The sequence below is a fragment of the Pseudoalteromonas rubra genome, from assembly GCF_000238295.3.
Classification (GTDB): domain Bacteria; phylum Pseudomonadota; class Gammaproteobacteria; order Enterobacterales; family Alteromonadaceae; genus Pseudoalteromonas; species Pseudoalteromonas rubra.
Genome location: NZ_AHCD03000029.1, coordinates 1 through 15,825, shown reverse-complemented (window position 1 = coordinate 15,825; position 15,825 = coordinate 1). Strand labels below are relative to the sequence as shown.

Sequence of the window (15,825 nt, the reverse complement as noted above, 5' to 3'; positions counted from 1 at the left end):
AATTGACCAAACAATGTTTGGCTATAAATTTCAAATGTTATATCTATGGGGAAATCTGTGTCGCTATTGACGACAACTGGATTACCATTCCTTAAGCAAAAACCTTCTCTGTACCTCAGCTCTGCATCTACACTAGATTTTACTGGCTTTGGTTCTATTGCCCAGGTTGGAAAACTTAATACCAATACCAGAAACAAAATCATTTGACCGATTCGCTTATTCATTGCCAGCTCCCACTTCCTTGGTCCATTCCACGGTGATCATGTTGTCGTTATAGGCAGCATTTTGGATGCTGCGCGCCAGCTCCCGCTCTGATGGCAGACGCAAGGGGGCAGAAAAATGGTCGATGGGGCCACCGGGCCCAATGGGATCTATAGGACCACCGGGCCCAATGGGATCTATAGGACCACCGGGCCCAATGGGATCTATGGGGCCGCCGGGGTTGATCGGATCAACGGGGTCTGTCGGTCCAGTAGAGCCATTGCCATTAATTGTGCCCGGCTCATCAATTGAAATCGCCGCAACACTGCGCTCCCCATTGTCAGATCGGGTAAATGGAAGATAAAGGGTACGTGCCTGTGCGTCCGCAGAGGGGGTAACCAGATAGTCGCTCTGGCGCATCACAGAAGGCAAATAGGCACTTTGGTATAACCCGCTCAATGCCTCATCGTACTCCATGACCAGTCCCTTACGATCAATGAATACAATGCTGGGCTCATAGAGCGGTTGCGTAAACCCAGGTCCGGACAACAGGCGGCTGGCACTCATAGTGTCATCAATGGGGCCACCCGTGCCTGCCATCCGTTTGACCATCACGGCACCGGCGATAACACCGTCAGAGGTTGTCTTGCAATTGACTCTGGTAGAGTGTTGTACAGCAAGCCGACATACTTCGCCGCTACCATCTAAGCGGCTGACGCCAAAGTAGAGGTGACCATCGAACGACAAGGGCTGATTAACCACTTTGCCGCTGAGCCGCTGTGTCCAGACCACTTTGACCTGCGCCTGACTGTGATCTACTTTGTGCAGCGAATTGTGCTTATCTACCAGAAACAGATATTTATCATCAACGGCCACAACGGTGCGCGGCACAGGATCAAGCCCGATGGATTGTAAACGCACAGAATAGACCCCGTGATGGACGGTATCAGGGTCTGCAACCTCATGATAAATAAGCTGGAGTTGTTTTTCGACTGTTCGCTGGTTGAGGCCTTCAGCACGGAGTGTAAAGCGGGCACTCTGGCCCAGTTTGACCGTTTCACTGCCATGACCCGGTAAGCCGGTGCGATAGGGCTGACCGTCTTTCAGTAAGCTGACATTATGCGCACCAGCCACTTTCCAGCTCAGCTTGGTCTGCTCCCAGGGGAGCACCGTCAGACTGTCGGTCTGGAATGACTCTATACTCAGATAATAGTGCTGTGCATCATATTGCTGCGCAACAAAGCCCGCTCCGCAGCCGACCTGATTACAGGGAATGATCAAATAGCGGGCATCACTGAATGGCGCAGCTAATGTATAACTGCGACCATAACTTTGATAACGAGGTATAAAAACCTCGCTCGTGTTTGGTAAAGGGGCACTACCGGCATTCGCCTGGCTGAGTTGGTCTCTCTCGTTGCCCATAATACCCGTGTCAATCGCCCTGTTATCTCGTGCCTGATAAACCTCATAGCCACGATACGCTTCGATGTAATAGTAAGTTGCCCCCGAAACGGCGACCCAGCTGAGCTGATCGCTGCTGCCTTTCAGATGTATCCCACTGGCATGAGGGGGCAATTGAGGGACATACCGATTAAACCCGGACGTTTGCTGCGCATTGACGGCCTGAATGCTGCCAAAGGAAATTAACAACAAAAAACAAAAATTAAACCAACCCAAAACAACACCACTTTGAATGTTAAATTATTTGGTGCGAAATGTATCAACATTAGTAAGTTACGGAAACCTGAAACAGAAACAAGTGGCCAAAAAGCAAACAAAACACCGCAATTTATGATTAAATTCATGAGAAAAGATCGCGAATGTATTTATTGTTAAAGAAAAATGACAGGCTGGCTTGTCTTCCCTGCTGACAATTTCATTTTGCCTATCTGGTCAGATGTGTTACCTATATGACATGACGTCGTGCGAATAAAATACAATGATGAAGATCCATACCCTCGAAGGCTATATTCAGAATATCTACCTGGTAGAGTATCCGGACAGGCTGCTCTTGCTGGATGGTTGCAGCCGTGCAGACGTGGGACTGATCCGCCGGTTTATAACCGATGAATTGCACCGCCCGTTGCATCAACTCAAATTAATTGTGGTGACCCACATGCACCCGGACCATGCAGGCGGGGCTCATGCCTTAAGAAAAGTCAGCGGCGCGCAGATAGCCACAGCGAATTGCCCGGGTCAGTGGTATCAGGGGATAGATGGCATGCTGATGCATTTGTCGGACATCGCACTGGCCCTGTGGGTTGCCGGACGTAAACGCAAAGCACGAAAAAACCTCTGGTATACCCGCACCCTTGAGCCAGATATCTATTTGCCCGACGGTGTGTCATTACCCGGGTTTGAAGACTGGCAGGTGCTGCACACCCCGGGTCACACCGACCGGGATATCAGCCTGTATCATGCACAGCGCAGTACCGTGTATATTGCCGATGTGATGGTGCAGGTGCGCGGCAAGCTGATCCCCCCCTATCCGGTGTTTTACCCCCGATTGTATCGCGCAACTCTGCTGAAACTGCAACAGCTTGCGCCAGATACGGTGATGCTGGCACACCACAGTGAAATTGCCTTTGCCGACATAGACTTTGAGCAGCTGTTACAGCGCGCGCCCAGACAACCGGTGACCCACTGGCGCTCAGTCAAAACCAAGACCAGAAAGGCGCTGGGGCTGAGTCACTCCTCACCCTGATACGGCACTTTTAAATACCCGGATAAAGGCGTCGATGTCTTCCACAGTGGTGTAAATATGCGGAGATACGCGGATCCCCAGCTTACGTGCATCGACCGCAATACCGGCCTCCCGTAACGTCGCCAGCACCTGATCCTGCTTATCCTCCACATTGAGGATCGCCGTGCCAGAGCAGCGCTTTGCATCCGTCGGGGCGATGTACCAGGGTGCCAGCTCGGCCTGCAAGCGCTTCAGTAATGTCAGATTGTGTGCCCGCACTTGCTCGACCCCCAGCTCTGCAAAATACTGGATGCTGTGGGCAGCAAAAATATAGGCAGCGACGGACGGCGTGCCGCCCCAGAACCTCAGCGCAGTGTGGTGAGGCGTAAAGTGGTGAATATCAAATTCCACAGGATTTTGATGAGAGAACCAGCCGACATCTTTAGGCTGACACGCCTCAATAATATCGGGGTTAACCCAGATAAACCCGGCACCAGGTCCACCACACAGCCATTTAACACAGGAGCCCAGCACACAATCCGCAGCACAGTCTGACAGGTCGATGGGGATCACGCCTGCCGCCTGCGCCACATCGACTATGACCCGACAGCCCTGTGCTTTTGCCAGCTGGGTGATGGCTGAAACGGGTGCTTGTTGCCCCGTATTGGAGTACACCTGACTGACAAAGACCCAGTCGATATCGTCATCCAGATGTTGCTGCCAGACGCTTAAGTCTGACATATCCAGTGCTGCTGGGATAAAGCGGATCTCGACATCCGGCACCGCTTGCTGCAACACAAACCCCATGCTGGGAAAATCACTTTCACTCATCAGCACACGCACGGTTTGCTTACCCGTTTCCGGCAAACTCATAACCCATTTCGTCAGGCCGCTGGAGAGGTTACTTTGCGGACAAAATGACTCTGCCTGGCTGTTAAACAAGCTGGCCAGGGCAGCGGTAAACTGCTGTATGCCGTCTATCCACTGATACCAGGGCTCATGATTATCACCTGCCCAGGGATCAAAATAGCGTGTCATAAAGTCCTGCCTGGCCGTCACCAGCGGCCGGCCTACCGAGTGGCTGAGTAAATAATGGCCCTGCGGTAACGAGAAATCGGCCTGTTTCATTGTGTGTCCTTTGCTATGCTGCGACGCAGCGTATTTAAATCATCAAAGCGGGTAAAGACATCTTCACGTTTTGCCGCCGCCCGTTTGTCTCGCAATAATGCCAGCTGGTTCAGCAACACAGGCAAAGGCGGCCCACTGGCAGTCACTTTGTCCAGGTGCTCAGTGTTCATATCACCCGAAGGCTGTGCAATGTATTTTTCTACCAGCTGATTATGATGCTGAATAGCGGTGTCGCCATGCAGCTTGCACACTTGTACAAATGCGCTCGCCGCTTCCTGATACCAACGACTGGTATGATGCTGCGGCGCCGCTGCCACAAATGCATCCATCAGATTAGGCAAGCGCATACACTCGCGCAACGTGGCCTGATCTTCGGGCATCATATAGAGGAATTTATCCACCAGCATCTGGGCGTAATTGACATCATTGGCCTGGCACAAGCCCAGCAGCATATCGATCACATTGATCCCGGCGAAGTCCCCTGCATTGGCCCCCCGATATACCTCCTTACCCACCCGATAAGGCTTGTAATAAGGTCGCACAACGTAAAAGAAGGCATCGGTATCCAGCTGCTCAAACAAACACTGGTTGGAGCGGATCACGTCTAACAGGCCTTCTTTGACCTGGTTCAGCAGCACCGGCGTCATTGGGTGCGAAATGCCCAGAGGCTGGATCTTTAACAAACACTCCGCGGCACGTTTATAGGCCAAAATAGCACGGGTATTGTAATCAATGAATAACTGCTCAGCCGGATGACTGGTAAAGCGTTTATATACCCCATCAACCGCACGATTATGTGTGGTCAGGTGGGCCGTTGCAAAACGAGGCGTCACGCCAATTGACGCGCCAATGTGCATCGCCAGCGCAGAGGCTTCTTTGAGTGGTGAATAGTGCTCACGGCTGGGCTCGGTCAATTCATGACGACGACATGCCGCCATGTACAGGCCGACATTGCCAAGCAGGTCGAACGCATTGTCGAACCCTTCATCGGTATTGCCTTCTGCCAGCAAGGCCTGGATATGTTGCTGACCTTCGTTTAATAGTTGTTGTTTTATCTGGTCTTCTACGCCCACAACATTCGCCTTATCCTGCTGCTGCCAGTATGCAGCCTCCAGCGTGTCGTTGAGCGTAACAAAATCACTGCGGATCCAGTGATCAAATGCCTGTGTCAGCGTAGTCATGACGAACTCCTTAACTTTGAGCTCTCAGGCTATCAAAAGTCTTACGCTAAAATTTGCTAAAATTTATGTAAACGCTAGACTGGGTTAGTAATAATTATAAATAAATCATCATCAGTTAGCAGAATTCACTACTATGGCACACCTAGATAATAAAGACCGTATCCTTCTCAGGGCATTGCAGCACAACGCCCGGCTCAGCAACGCCCAGCTTGCTGAACAAGCCAGCTTATCAGATACCCCTTGCTTAAGGCGTGTCAAAAAGTTACAACAAGATGGTGTTATTTTAGGTTATCACGCCACTTTGGCACCGCAGTCACTAGGCTATACTGTACTTGTCTATGCCTTTATTCGCCTGAGCGAGAACTCTGCACAAGCGGCCACCCAGTTTGAATCTGATGTGGAACAACTGCAGCAGGTACTTAGCTGCTCTGTGGTATCCGGTGCACATGATTATTTACTTGAGATCATTGCCGAAGATTTGCCCAGCTATGAGCACTTTGTCAAACACCGCCTTGGCGCCATCGGCTGTATTGCAGGGATTGAGTCGACCATAGTATTAAAACAAACGTTTACCAAACGCCCCCTGCCAGTTTAACGAAAGGACAGGATCACATGCAGTTCCAATTTCGCACAGCGTACCACCAATGGGCTGCTTACTTGCTCATGACAGTGAGCTACTTTGCGCTGGGAAAAATACTCACCGCTTTTGCGTTTCAGGATCAGGTGCTACCCATCTGGCTGCCCGCCGGCGTCGGGCTGGTAGGTGTGCTGATCTGGGGCTGGCGCTTTCTACCCGGTTTGTTTGCTGCCTCGGCGCTGTTTAACTGGACTACCGCCCACGGCTATGTATTTTCCGGGGCGACCTTATCGCAACAACTGCAAGTCTCAATTATTGCGCTGGGCGCCTGCCTGCAGGGGCTGGCCGGAGGCTCTATTCTGCGGCTTTGGTTAGGCGATCCGCTACGCATGCGCACGCGCAAACATATTGCCTACTACATCTTTTTGGTGGGCATATTCTGTAACCTTATCTCGGCCAACATTGGGGTCTTCTCACTCAGCCTGTTTAACCCTGAGTATCAGTTTAGCCACCACTGGCAAAACGTGGTGGCTTGGTGGCTGGGCGACAGTCTGGGCATACTGATTTTTACCCCGTTACTGCTGCTGTTCTTGGATGCATGGGCGTTTCAACAACACAGTTATCACCGCAGTCGTAATGTGTTTGCCACCAGCTTTGTGCTGTTTTTGTCTGTGGTGCTGACCACCTACTTATACAATCAAGGCAATGTTCAGGCCGCCAAACGAGAGGCACAAAGAGAGCTCAGACTGATAGAAAATCTGCTGTTACAACAGGTCAATCTCAGTATGCTGGCCGTGCAGGGCGTTGCAGCTAAGCTGCAGTCGCTGAGTGAGGTAAACGGCGAAGAATTTCACCAGATCGCTGAGCAACAACGCGTACGCTATCCATTTTTACGGGCGATATCCTGGAATGTCAGGCTCGACCAAACGCAGGGGAATGCCCTTCAGGACAAGTTTGATGCGCTATACGATGGCCGGGTGAAACTCAAAGGATTGCCCCTGACCCCCGATGATCCCCTGGTGGTGGTGACCTATATTTCACCACAAACGGAAAACTTCAGCGCACTGGGCTTTAATGTGTATTCGCGTGAAAACCGTAAGCAGGCACTGGAAAACCCGATTATCACTGTACAACCCCAGGCCACAGACATCATTGAGTTAATTCAAAGTAATACGCCGGTACCGGCTTATTTGTTGTTTTCCCCGGTTTACCGGCGCGGCGCTGCCGACCCCCAGGCGGACATTCTTGGCTATGCCACTGCGGTGGTGCAAACCGATACTCTGCTGGGTTCGGCACTGAGGCAGTCGCAGGCCAGCAGCTACAATATTGCAGTCTATGATGGCAATGAAGCAGAGCCTTTCTACAACAATCATGTCCTCTCGAGCGCTGGGCTATCGACAGACAACCTGTTTGAAACCCGTATTCAGTTTGGTGGCCAGATATGGCGGATCAAGCTGGAGCTCAGAGCTGATTTTGTTGCCAGCCTCAACCACCAACAAACCGTGTTGCTGTTGTTATTACAGCTCAGTATCACGGCGTTGATCATCTTTATTGTGCTGCTCAATAACTATCAGCACTATGAGCTCAATCATCTGGTTGAGCAGCGTACTCAGTCGCTGCGCCAGGCCGTTGACGATGCCGAGCGAGCCAACCAGGCCAAGAGCCGCTTTCTGGCTAACATGAGCCACGAACTGCGTACGCCACTGAATGCCGTGGTAGGGTTTGCCTCTTTGATGAAGACAACCGACTCTTTTGAGACGCTCCAGTCTTATGCCAGCCGGATTGATATGGCGGCAAAAACCTTGCTCAACCTGGTGAATGATATTCTTGATATTGCCAAAATCGAGTCAAACCACCTGGTCATTGAACAACACGACTTTAACTTACAGCATTTACTCAGCCGCATAGATAGCCTGTTTGCCACCAGCGCTGCGGACAAAGGGCTACAGTGGCAGCTGAATACCAACATCAGCGGTGCCTGCTGGCTCAAAGCCGATGAACTACGGATGGAGCAGATCCTCTTAAACCTGTGCAGTAATGCCGTCAAGTTCACCGATAATGGTAAAGTAACCCTGCATTGTGAGGTGCTACATGGCGATAGTGATTACCTGCTTACTTTCTCTATCATTGATACCGGTATTGGTATTGATTACCACAAACAGCAGCTGATTTTTGCCCCTTTTACACAGGCCGACGCCTCAACGTCAAGGCGCTTTGGCGGCACCGGACTGGGCCTGGCAATCAGCAAAGAGCTGGTCGAACTCATGGCTGGCCAACTCACAGTAAAAAGCACCCCGGGACAGGGCAGCACCTTTACCTTTGCGCTGCGTTGCCCCTTTGGCGATGCACAGCTGGCGCATAATACTGTGCCAGATCCGTCTTTACTCAAAGGCATGCAGGTCCTGGTGGCGGAAGATAACCCGGTTAATCAGCTTGTCATCAAAGCCATGCTACAGTCGATTAACGTTGAATTTGTCTTAGTGAGTGATGGCCAGCAAGCCGTAGACGCCTGCCAAGACCAAACCTTTGATCTGGTACTCATGGACTGTCAGATGCCACTGCTTGACGGCTATCAGGCAACCGCACTGTTGCGTAAACGCTACACTCAGCAGCAGCTGCCTGTCATCGCCCTGACGGCGGATGTGATGCCCGAAGATAAAACTTACGCACTGGCAGTCGGATTTAACAGCCACCTTGCAAAACCGCTGGAGCGCGATAAGCTGGTGCAATGCTTAACACAATACCGAAAATCATGATGAAAAAAGGATTGTTAGTTTCTCTTCTGGCCGCTCTGAGTCAACTGGCGGTCATGCCAGTACAGGCGCAAACGTGCCAGGATTTGGTGACCGATCTGGCTCGCTATCAGTCTGATGCACAGCTGGGCAGCTATCGCTTTGCTAACGACGTCGGGGAGGCGGTCCTGGACATTCCCGAGGCGCAGTCATACTCAGCATATATCCGCGCAACGCAGGCACTGATCTTTGCCCGCAACCCCAAAGCAAGGCTTCCCTGTGAGCTGGCAACCAAAGTCTCTGCACTGCTGCCCAGTCAGCCAACCCAGGTCGCAGATTACGTCGCCCCGTTTGAGTTAACGCACCCAAACAACCAAAAAGCGGTATTACTGATCCACGGCCTGACCGATTCGCCTTTTACCTTTCATACCCTGGCCGCAGATCTGTATGCACAGGGTTATGACGTGAGAACCATGCTTTTGCCCGGCCATGGTACAGCAGCCAGCGACCTCAAAGAAACAGACTACCGCGACTGGCAACAGCATGTCCGCTATGCCATTTCGCGTACAGCCAGTGATTACAGCGACTTTGCTGTGCTGGGCTATTCAACCGGTGCCGCGCTGGCAACCACAGAAATTGCTGCTCGTCGGCCTGATAATTTAGCCGCCCTGGTACTGGTCGCACCCGCAACACAGAGCCACAGCGAGAAAGCCTGGCTGGCCAAATGGCTGGACTGGCTCCCCTGGGTTGACTGGGTGGATAAAGCAGCCGATCTGGACCTGGCAAAGTATGAGTCATTTCCATTGCATGCAGTCACCCTGGTGGAGCAAGCTATGGCAGACATGCGTGAAGCCAGTTTACCGGCTTCCTTGCCAACACTGGTGATTGCCAGCGATGTCGATGCCACGATTAATAGTCAGGTCACTTATCAGCTTTTATCACGCTGGGCACAGGCACGCACAGCGCCGCTGGCACTGCGAGTCTACGCACCCGATGCGCTCACCGCACTGCCAGAGTCTATCGATATCACTGAAGTCTCAACGCTGGACGGCGTGATTGATATGTCACACATTGGCTTTTTGAATCCACCTGAGCACCCTTACTATGGCAAAACCGGGGTGTTTCGAAACTGTGATGCTTACCTGGACGACACCCGCGCTTTTACCCATTGCAAAACCACAGATACACCGCATTTTGGTGAGCGTAGTCAGGCAAATCTCGCTGAGCATACGCCGCTGATCAGAGTCTCTTTTAATCCGGATTATGATCCTATGACCACTCAGCTGGTTGAGTTTTTAGGCAAGGCAATGCAGTAAACTATGTATCAACATCGCTTTCTTACTGGCCTGTCCACCCTCACACAGCTCGAACGAGCGACGCTGTCAGGCCAATCTCCATTTAGCAGCATTCAGTGGCTCGAAGCGCTGGAATTGAGTGGCTGTGTGGGCGAAGACACGGGCTGGCTACCCTATCATTTACTGGTATACCGTGACAGTAAACTGGTGGCACTCCTGCCTGGCTATATCAAACTCCATTCTTATGGTGAGTATGTTTTTGACTGGGCCTGGGCTGAAGCATACGAGCGTCATCAGCTTGCCTACTATCCTAAATGGATCTGTGCCATTCCCTTTACGCCTGTGGTGGGTAGTCGAGTGCTATCTGATGAACCGCTCTCAGATGCTTTGTATGACTATGTTACACAGGCCCTGCACCAGGAAGCACAAAATCAGCACTGGTCGGGATGGCATATCAACTTTCCGGCACACCGGGCCAGCTTGCAAAAACAGTCGCTGATGGAACGCCATGGAGTCCAGTTTCACTGGAAAAATCAGCACTACAGGCACTTTGACGACTTTCTTAACGCGCTGACCTCTCGCAAACGCAAAGCCATCAAGAAAGAACGAAAAACCGTCATCAGTCAGGCATTAACCATTCGCTGGTACCAGGGCGCAGAGATCACCGATGAGATACGACAAGCTTTCTATCTGTGCTATGCCACAACCTATCTGAAACGCTCTGGACACCAGGGTTACCTGAACGAGGCGTTCTTCCGACAGATCTGTGACACCATGAGCGATCAGATTGCGATTGTATGCGCATTCCAGCAGGGAGAAATCGTGGCAGCAAGCCTGTATTTGTATGATCAGCATACGCTATACGGACGATACTGGGGCGCGCTACAGAGCCACACGCATTTACACTTCGAGTTGTGCTATTACCAGGGCATCGAGTATGCCATTCGCCACGAATTGACGCGCTTTGATGCAGGTGCACAAGGCGAGCATAAACTGGCGCGCGGATTCGAGCCTGTCTTCACTTACTCTTATCATCATATTCGGCATCCTGACTTTGCCTCGGCAATCAGCGACTATCTGGCCCGTGAACGAGTCCATATGGCCGATTACCTGAGTCAGTGTGCAGAATTACTGCCGTTTAAAGATCAGTAAACGGTTGTTCGCTGGCATCGCATAGTCCTCTTGTAGCGTCAGTGCGGCATTGTTGGCCAGCGAGCAGATCCATTCGATATCGCGGATCCCACTGTGCGGGTTACGACTACGTAAAAACGCATCAAACTCCTGGTTGCTCGCCGAAGTAAATTGACCATGATAATTGAAAGGTCCATATATCATCAGTAATCCACCCGGTGCCAAATGTTGTGTGACTCCCGCAAAGAAAGCTTCGACCAGGGCTTCAGACACGATATGTAAGGTATTCGCCGTATAAATCGCGGGCACCAGCGGGACCGGCCAGGGCGTTGATGACAAATCGAGGGTCAACGGCGCAGGCAAGTTCGTCGCGCCACTGTCTTCACACCACATTTGGATCCCGGCGTGGTTCACCGCCAGATCGCTGCACTGCCAGACTACATGAGGCAGCGCCCTGGCAAAAAAAGCAGCATGCTGACCCGTACCGGAGCCTATTTCCAGCACAGACGTCACCTCAGTGACGTAGGGTCGTATTTTTTCCAGTATCGGTCGTTTGTTATTTTCGCAGGCTTGTGAGAAAGGTTTGTCCATATTGCACCTCTGTGATCCAATTTTGCGCTCTATTGAGGCAACCCTGCCATTAAAATGCAAGTCATTTTGGATTGCATAACCTTAAACATATAAAAAATATACGCTTTTATCCTTGGTATAAAGCATGCATTGTCTATACTGAAATTTCCACTTAACGCTTGGAGCACATTATGACAACCTCAGATCTCTCTCAAACCCCGTTACAAAGCCGTGGTCTGATCGACACGGAAGCGGAACCCAATCTACTGGAAAGCCAGGACTACTGTCAGGAAGTTGCCAACATCCTGACCAGCCCGGAGCAAGAACGAGAAAAGACCTCTCAGCAATTTCTACTTGGTTACAACTAAGCAATTAAATGCCCGCACAACAATCTGGGCTTGCTTACCTCGCCCTTTAGTGTAATGATAATTATTATCGTTACACTAAAGGATATTCCACTATGCTAACACCGCTTGCGCTTATTAATTTTAAGCCGCATCTCAACGCGCACTGCACACGCCCTCATCTTGATGCACCACAACAAGTTGCAGAGTTCATAAGCACTGGCTGCGAGTTAGCAAAATGGTATGAGCGACAATCCTGTGCGTTGTTACAGGAGCTATACCTCAGACGAGTATTCTTTGAGCTACTTAACCACATTGCTGATCCTCTGGTTCATACCTGCATCAGACAACAATGTCTGGAGCAAATTTATAAACCCCTGCTTGCCCTAAAACGCTATTACAAAGCCAGGCGCAGAGGGTTACACAAGTTTTACCTGCTTGAGCGGGAAGCCAGGATCATCAGCCATGAATTTAATCCGTACAGCTAGGAGTTGTTATGAGCGAATTTCGTCAAGTTTCAGATAGCATGGGCGTGTTAGACGTACCACAAGATGCGCTTTATCAGGCGCAAACTCAGCGGGCCATCAATAATTTTCCCGTCAGCGGCCTGACACTGCCCGGTAGCTTTATTCGTGCCCTGGCGTATATCAAACAAGCAGCCGCAGAATCAAACCAAGAACTGGGTCACCTTCCTTCGCACCAGGCTCAGGCCATCGTCTCTGCTTGTCAGCAGATCATTGACGGGGAACACCTGTCTCAGTTTCCTGTCGACGTATTCCAGACTGGTTCAGGCACCAGCTCCAACATGAATGCCAATGAAGTCATCGCTTCTCTTGCTACGCAGCTCAGCGGCGAGCCGGTTCATCCCAATGATCATGTTAATATGGGGCAAAGCTCCAATGATGTGATACCCACTGCGATTCATGTCAGCAGTGCCATACTCGCTGTATACGAACTACTGCCAGCACTTAAACACCTGTCTCAGACCATTGAACGCAAAAGTAAAGAAGTCGGTCATTTGGTTAAAACAGGCCGCACTCACTTAATGGACGCTATGCCAGTTACCTTTGCACAAACACTCAGTGGCTGGCAGCATCAGATCGACTCTGCCTGTGAGGGCATTGTACAGGCACTAGAAAAGATCTATGAGCTTGGCCAGGGCGGCACCGCAGTTGGTACTGGCGTGAACGCAGATACGCGTTTCGCGGCGACGTTTAACAGCCATTTAAGCAGTAATGTTGGGATCCGCTTCACCCCAAGTAAAAACTTTTTCTATAACATTGGCTCACAAGATGCCGTTGTGGCGTTGTCGGGTCAGTTAAAAACACTGGCCGTGGCGAATATGAAAATCGCAAACGATCTGCGCTGGATGAATTCGGGCCCGCTGGCGGGATTGAGCGAAATAGAGTTACAGGCATTGCAACCGGGTTCGTCTATCATGCCAGGTAAGGTCAACCCGGTGATCCCGGAAGCCGCTGCGATGGTCAGTGCTCAGGTCATTGGCAATGATGCGACCATCACAGTAGCAGGTCAGTCGGGTAACTTCGAACTTAACGTTATGCTGCCAGTCATTGCCTACAATATCCTGCAAAGTATCGAGTTACTGGCCAATATGTCCCGGCTGCTTGCCGACAAAGCCATTGCCACTTTCAAGGTCAATGAATCCAGCCTGCAACAGGCGCTAACCCGTAACCCGATCCTCGTCACAGCATTGAATCCGGTGATCGGGTACGAGAAAGCAGCATTTATTGCCAAGCAAGCCTATCAGCAAGGTCGACCCATCATCGAAGTCGCCGCAGAGCACACCGATCTAAGCGAAACCCAACTGCGTGAATTACTCGACCCGCAGAAACTCACGCTCGGGGGCCTGTAAGCAAATCACGCGCCTGTTATTATGGCGCGTGACCTCTTGTATCTGGAGAAAAAGCGCGGCACACTGGATAAAAAATTAACAGGATCAAATATGAACGCGTTTAAACTCTCTCTTTGCAGTTTGTTATTCATTGCAGGCTGCAACGCCTCACACAGTGAACCCCAAAACAACGAGGAAACCGTCACCACGCCACAAGGCTCTGCAGAGCAGCGTGCAGTTGAACCTGCCAAGCTGCAAAAAAAAGCAGCGGTACGCCATGATGTTGGACACAGTAAGCCTTCACCAGCAGACAAAGTCATGGAAAAAGAACCTGTCGCGCACATAGATAAAGACGCTATCAGCGAAGCGGACCTGAAGAATCAACGTGCCTATCTGAAGTTTATTACCAAAGACAAAGAATGTGATACCACCACTCAGTGCAAAGTCCTGCCTGTCGGCAGCCGCGCATGTGGCGGCCCATCTGATTATGTAATTTTTTCTACAAAAACGGCCGATCCCGACAAAGTGAAGGAACTGGCAGATAAGCTGACCCACGCCGAAGCCACCTACAATGCCAAAAACCGGATGATCAGTATTTGCGAGCACCTAAGCGCACCAGCCACTCAGTGCGTTAACAATAAATGTGTTAAACTCGAGCATTCAAATCAGGCAACCTACTAGGGATTTTCGATGAAGTATCAGTGTTTGACGCTGTTTTTACTGACAGGCTTGCTCAGCGGCTGTAGCGCCACACAGACCGCGCAGTCAGCAAGCAATGGTGATGACTTTGCGCTGGCAGAATTCGTTGCAGACAAAGGCTGTGATGCGAGCTTTCAATGTAAAGTCATTGGAGTAGGAGAGCGACAAACCTGTGGTGGCCCAAGCCAGTACGTTGTCTATTCGGTTCGCAACGTTGATGAAACTCAGGTAGAGCAAATGGCCGTCGCTATTACCCAAAAAGAGCGCGCCATTAACCAACAAACTCCACCCAGCGAAGTGTGTAAGCAGGTGCTACCAATTCAGGCACTCTGTATTAACAGCCAATGCCAGGCTATCACGCTGAAATAACCCCTGCTTTACTGCCAGCAAGCTAAACGGCTGTCTGGCAGTAACCCTTCTCACTGTGCAACTATACCAACCACTGACTCAGTAAAGAGATAGGTATAATGAGTAATGCACACAGGCATGCTCGCCATACGTACCGGATCTCAATCTGCTTCTTTACCCAATAACAATAAATAAACTTCACCAGGTAAGTAGAAGCGCAGCCAAATAGGGCAAAAATAACAAACAAGACAAGTAAGTATAGGGACACAATCAACTCATAAGCTCAACAACCAGCATTCATCATAACGGGTCATTGCATACAGGGCAATGCGAGCACCTTAATGAACGCAAAGCATGGAGCCGCTATATAGGTATTACTTAACTATTGAGAAACTTCGGTGCTGTGCACCAGAAGAGATCTCTGGATACGTGGTTACATGAATGGACATACACAAAGGTGATTTAATTAGACCTTGATAGTGACTGTCAGATTGGTGTCCCATTTGAACTCGCCGCATGGCCTGTTAGCAGTTCCCGCATAAAGTACGGATGACGATGGTGTGGGCTTTGTGATAGGGCAGTTATACAACTTATTTAAATCGCACAAAGCAAAAAACCCGCAGCATTGCTGCAACGGGTTTGACGTACATGGAAGTACGAATGTCGATGAGATTCATGGATGAATTAAGTGCAAAGTACAATGACAGCGAGCAACGCGAGTACATTTACTTTGCGCAAGGTGAAATAAGCCTTTTTAGAGAACGCAGGCCTATTCCAACATCCTATCCAGCTTCATGGATGAATAGACAACGCTATTCTGTCTACAGCTTCATCGACACTTTTTTAAATTTCAAACGCAAAAAAGCCCGACTCTTTCGAATCGGGCTTTCTTTTATTAGGAGCTTGGCAATGTCCTACTTTCACATGGACGAAATGAGACCGAAGCAACGCTTCGCAGCTCATTGAGATGAGCGCAAGGATGCGCGATGGGACCCAGCTTCATGGATGAATAGACAACGCCGCTCTGTCTACAACTTCATCGACACTTTTTTAAATTTCAAACGCAAAAAACCCGCTGCATTGC

General features: G+C 50.5%; 14 protein-coding genes. 10 read left to right on the top strand and 4 right to left on the bottom strand.

Features of this window, described 5'->3' with window-relative positions; all coding sequences use genetic code 11:
• Window positions 1–216: 216 nt before the first annotated feature.
• Window positions 217–1,878, bottom strand: coding sequence for a subtilase (locus PRUB_RS26415; protein ID WP_010387298.1), 1,662 nt, complete (start codon window positions 1,876–1,878; stop codon window positions 217–219).
• Window positions 1,879–2,143: 265 nt separating this feature from the next.
• Between PRUB_RS26415 and PRUB_RS06920 the strand changes: the two genes are divergently transcribed.
• Complete coding sequence (locus tag PRUB_RS06920) at window positions 2,144–2,905, top strand: MBL fold metallo-hydrolase (protein WP_010387296.1); 762 nt, start codon at window positions 2,144–2,146, stop codon at window positions 2,903–2,905.
• Here the strand turns inward: PRUB_RS06920 and PRUB_RS06915 are convergent.
• Window positions 2,897–4,012 (bottom strand): aminotransferase class V-fold PLP-dependent enzyme, encoded by a 1,116-nt coding sequence (locus PRUB_RS06915; protein ID WP_010387293.1) that lies wholly within the window; start codon window positions 4,010–4,012, stop codon window positions 2,897–2,899. The genes PRUB_RS06920 and PRUB_RS06915 overlap by 9 nt on opposite strands.
• Entirely contained in the window at window positions 4,009–5,193 is a 1,185-nt protein-coding gene (locus tag PRUB_RS06910; RefSeq protein ID WP_010387291.1) for a PrnB family protein, read from the bottom strand. The genes PRUB_RS06915 and PRUB_RS06910 overlap by 4 nt, the downstream gene beginning before the upstream one ends.
• A gap of 133 nt (window positions 5,194–5,326) precedes the next feature.
• On the opposite strand from PRUB_RS06910, the gene PRUB_RS06905 reads away from it, so the two are divergent.
• From PRUB_RS06905 to PRUB_RS06890, 4 genes are read left to right on the top strand one after another with little or no spacing between them, the layout of a single operon-like run.
• Complete coding sequence (locus tag PRUB_RS06905; protein ID WP_010387290.1) at window positions 5,327–5,788, top strand: Lrp/AsnC family transcriptional regulator; 462 nt, start codon at window positions 5,327–5,329, stop codon at window positions 5,786–5,788.
• A gap of 17 nt (window positions 5,789–5,805) precedes the next feature.
• Window positions 5,806–8,526, top strand: coding sequence for an ATP-binding protein (locus PRUB_RS06900; protein WP_010387289.1), 2,721 nt, complete (start codon window positions 5,806–5,808; stop codon window positions 8,524–8,526).
• A complete protein-coding gene (locus PRUB_RS06895; RefSeq protein ID WP_052026413.1) occupies window positions 8,499–9,818 on the top strand; it encodes an alpha/beta hydrolase in 1,320 nt (439 codons plus the stop codon). The genes PRUB_RS06900 and PRUB_RS06895 overlap by 28 nt, the downstream gene beginning before the upstream one ends.
• A 3-nt stretch (window positions 9,819–9,821) precedes the next feature.
• Entirely contained in the window at window positions 9,822–10,949 is a 1,128-nt protein-coding gene (locus PRUB_RS06890; RefSeq protein ID WP_010387285.1) for a GNAT family N-acetyltransferase, read from the top strand.
• Here the strand turns inward: PRUB_RS06890 and PRUB_RS06885 are convergent.
• The gene (locus PRUB_RS06885) at window positions 10,926–11,519 is read right to left on the bottom strand and encodes a DUF938 domain-containing protein (protein ID WP_010387283.1); all 594 of its coding nucleotides are present in this window, start codon (window positions 11,517–11,519) and stop codon (window positions 10,926–10,928) included. The genes PRUB_RS06890 and PRUB_RS06885 overlap by 24 nt on opposite strands.
• A gap of 170 nt (window positions 11,520–11,689) precedes the next feature.
• Between PRUB_RS06885 and PRUB_RS06880 the strand changes: the two genes are divergently transcribed.
• The 5 genes from PRUB_RS06880 to PRUB_RS06860 all read left to right on the top strand — a co-directional run bounded on the left by PRUB_RS06880 (window position 11,690) and on the right by PRUB_RS06860 (window position 14,762).
• Window positions 11,690–11,866: a hypothetical protein gene (locus PRUB_RS06880; protein WP_155946278.1), complete on the top strand. Its 177-nt coding sequence runs from the start codon at window positions 11,690–11,692 to the stop codon at window positions 11,864–11,866.
• Between the two features lie 92 nt (window positions 11,867–11,958).
• The gene (locus PRUB_RS06875; RefSeq protein WP_010387280.1) at window positions 11,959–12,330 is read left to right on the top strand and encodes a hypothetical protein; all 372 of its coding nucleotides are present in this window, start codon (window positions 11,959–11,961) and stop codon (window positions 12,328–12,330) included.
• Window positions 12,331–12,338: 8 nt separating this feature from the next.
• Window positions 12,339–13,715 (top strand): class II fumarate hydratase, encoded by a 1,377-nt coding sequence (locus tag PRUB_RS06870; protein ID WP_010387279.1) that lies wholly within the window; start codon window positions 12,339–12,341, stop codon window positions 13,713–13,715.
• A gap of 90 nt (window positions 13,716–13,805) precedes the next feature.
• Window positions 13,806–14,375, top strand: a complete 570-nt coding sequence (locus tag PRUB_RS06865) for a hypothetical protein (RefSeq protein WP_155946277.1) — start codon at window positions 13,806–13,808, stop codon at window positions 14,373–14,375.
• A 9-nt stretch (window positions 14,376–14,384) separates the two neighbouring features.
• Entirely contained in the window at window positions 14,385–14,762 is a 378-nt protein-coding gene (locus tag PRUB_RS06860; protein ID WP_010387275.1) for a hypothetical protein, read from the top strand.
• Window positions 14,763–15,825: the final 1,063 nt, after the last annotated feature.

Excerpts from the sequence above, each read along its gene's own strand:
- PRUB_RS06890 (WP_010387285.1), top strand. The coding sequence starts at position 9,822 with ATGTATCAACATCGCTTTCTTACTGGCCTGTCCACCCTCACACAGCTC.
- PRUB_RS06905 (WP_010387290.1), top strand. The coding sequence starts at position 5,327 with ATGGCACACCTAGATAATAAAGACCGTATCCTTCTCAGGGCATTGCAG.
- PRUB_RS06895 (WP_052026413.1), top strand. The coding sequence starts at position 8,499 with ATGCTTAACACAATACCGAAAATCATGATGAAAAAAGGATTGTTAGTT.
- PRUB_RS06865 (WP_155946277.1), top strand. The coding sequence starts at position 13,806 with ATGAACGCGTTTAAACTCTCTCTTTGCAGTTTGTTATTCATTGCAGGC.
- PRUB_RS06870 (WP_010387279.1), top strand. The coding sequence starts at position 12,339 with ATGAGCGAATTTCGTCAAGTTTCAGATAGCATGGGCGTGTTAGACGTA.
- PRUB_RS06910 (WP_010387291.1), bottom strand. The coding sequence starts at position 5,193 with ATGACTACGCTGACACAGGCATTTGATCACTGGATCCGCAGTGATTTT.
- PRUB_RS06915 (WP_010387293.1), bottom strand. The coding sequence starts at position 4,012 with ATGAAACAGGCCGATTTCTCGTTACCGCAGGGCCATTATTTACTCAGC.
- PRUB_RS06885 (WP_010387283.1), bottom strand. The coding sequence starts at position 11,519 with ATGGACAAACCTTTCTCACAAGCCTGCGAAAATAACAAACGACCGATA.
- PRUB_RS06860 (WP_010387275.1), top strand. The coding sequence starts at position 14,385 with ATGAAGTATCAGTGTTTGACGCTGTTTTTACTGACAGGCTTGCTCAGC.
- PRUB_RS06920 (WP_010387296.1), top strand. The coding sequence starts at position 2,144 with ATGAAGATCCATACCCTCGAAGGCTATATTCAGAATATCTACCTGGTA.
- PRUB_RS06900 (WP_010387289.1), top strand. The coding sequence starts at position 5,806 with ATGCAGTTCCAATTTCGCACAGCGTACCACCAATGGGCTGCTTACTTG.
- PRUB_RS06880 (WP_155946278.1), top strand. The coding sequence starts at position 11,690 with ATGACAACCTCAGATCTCTCTCAAACCCCGTTACAAAGCCGTGGTCTG.
- PRUB_RS06875 (WP_010387280.1), top strand. The coding sequence starts at position 11,959 with ATGCTAACACCGCTTGCGCTTATTAATTTTAAGCCGCATCTCAACGCG.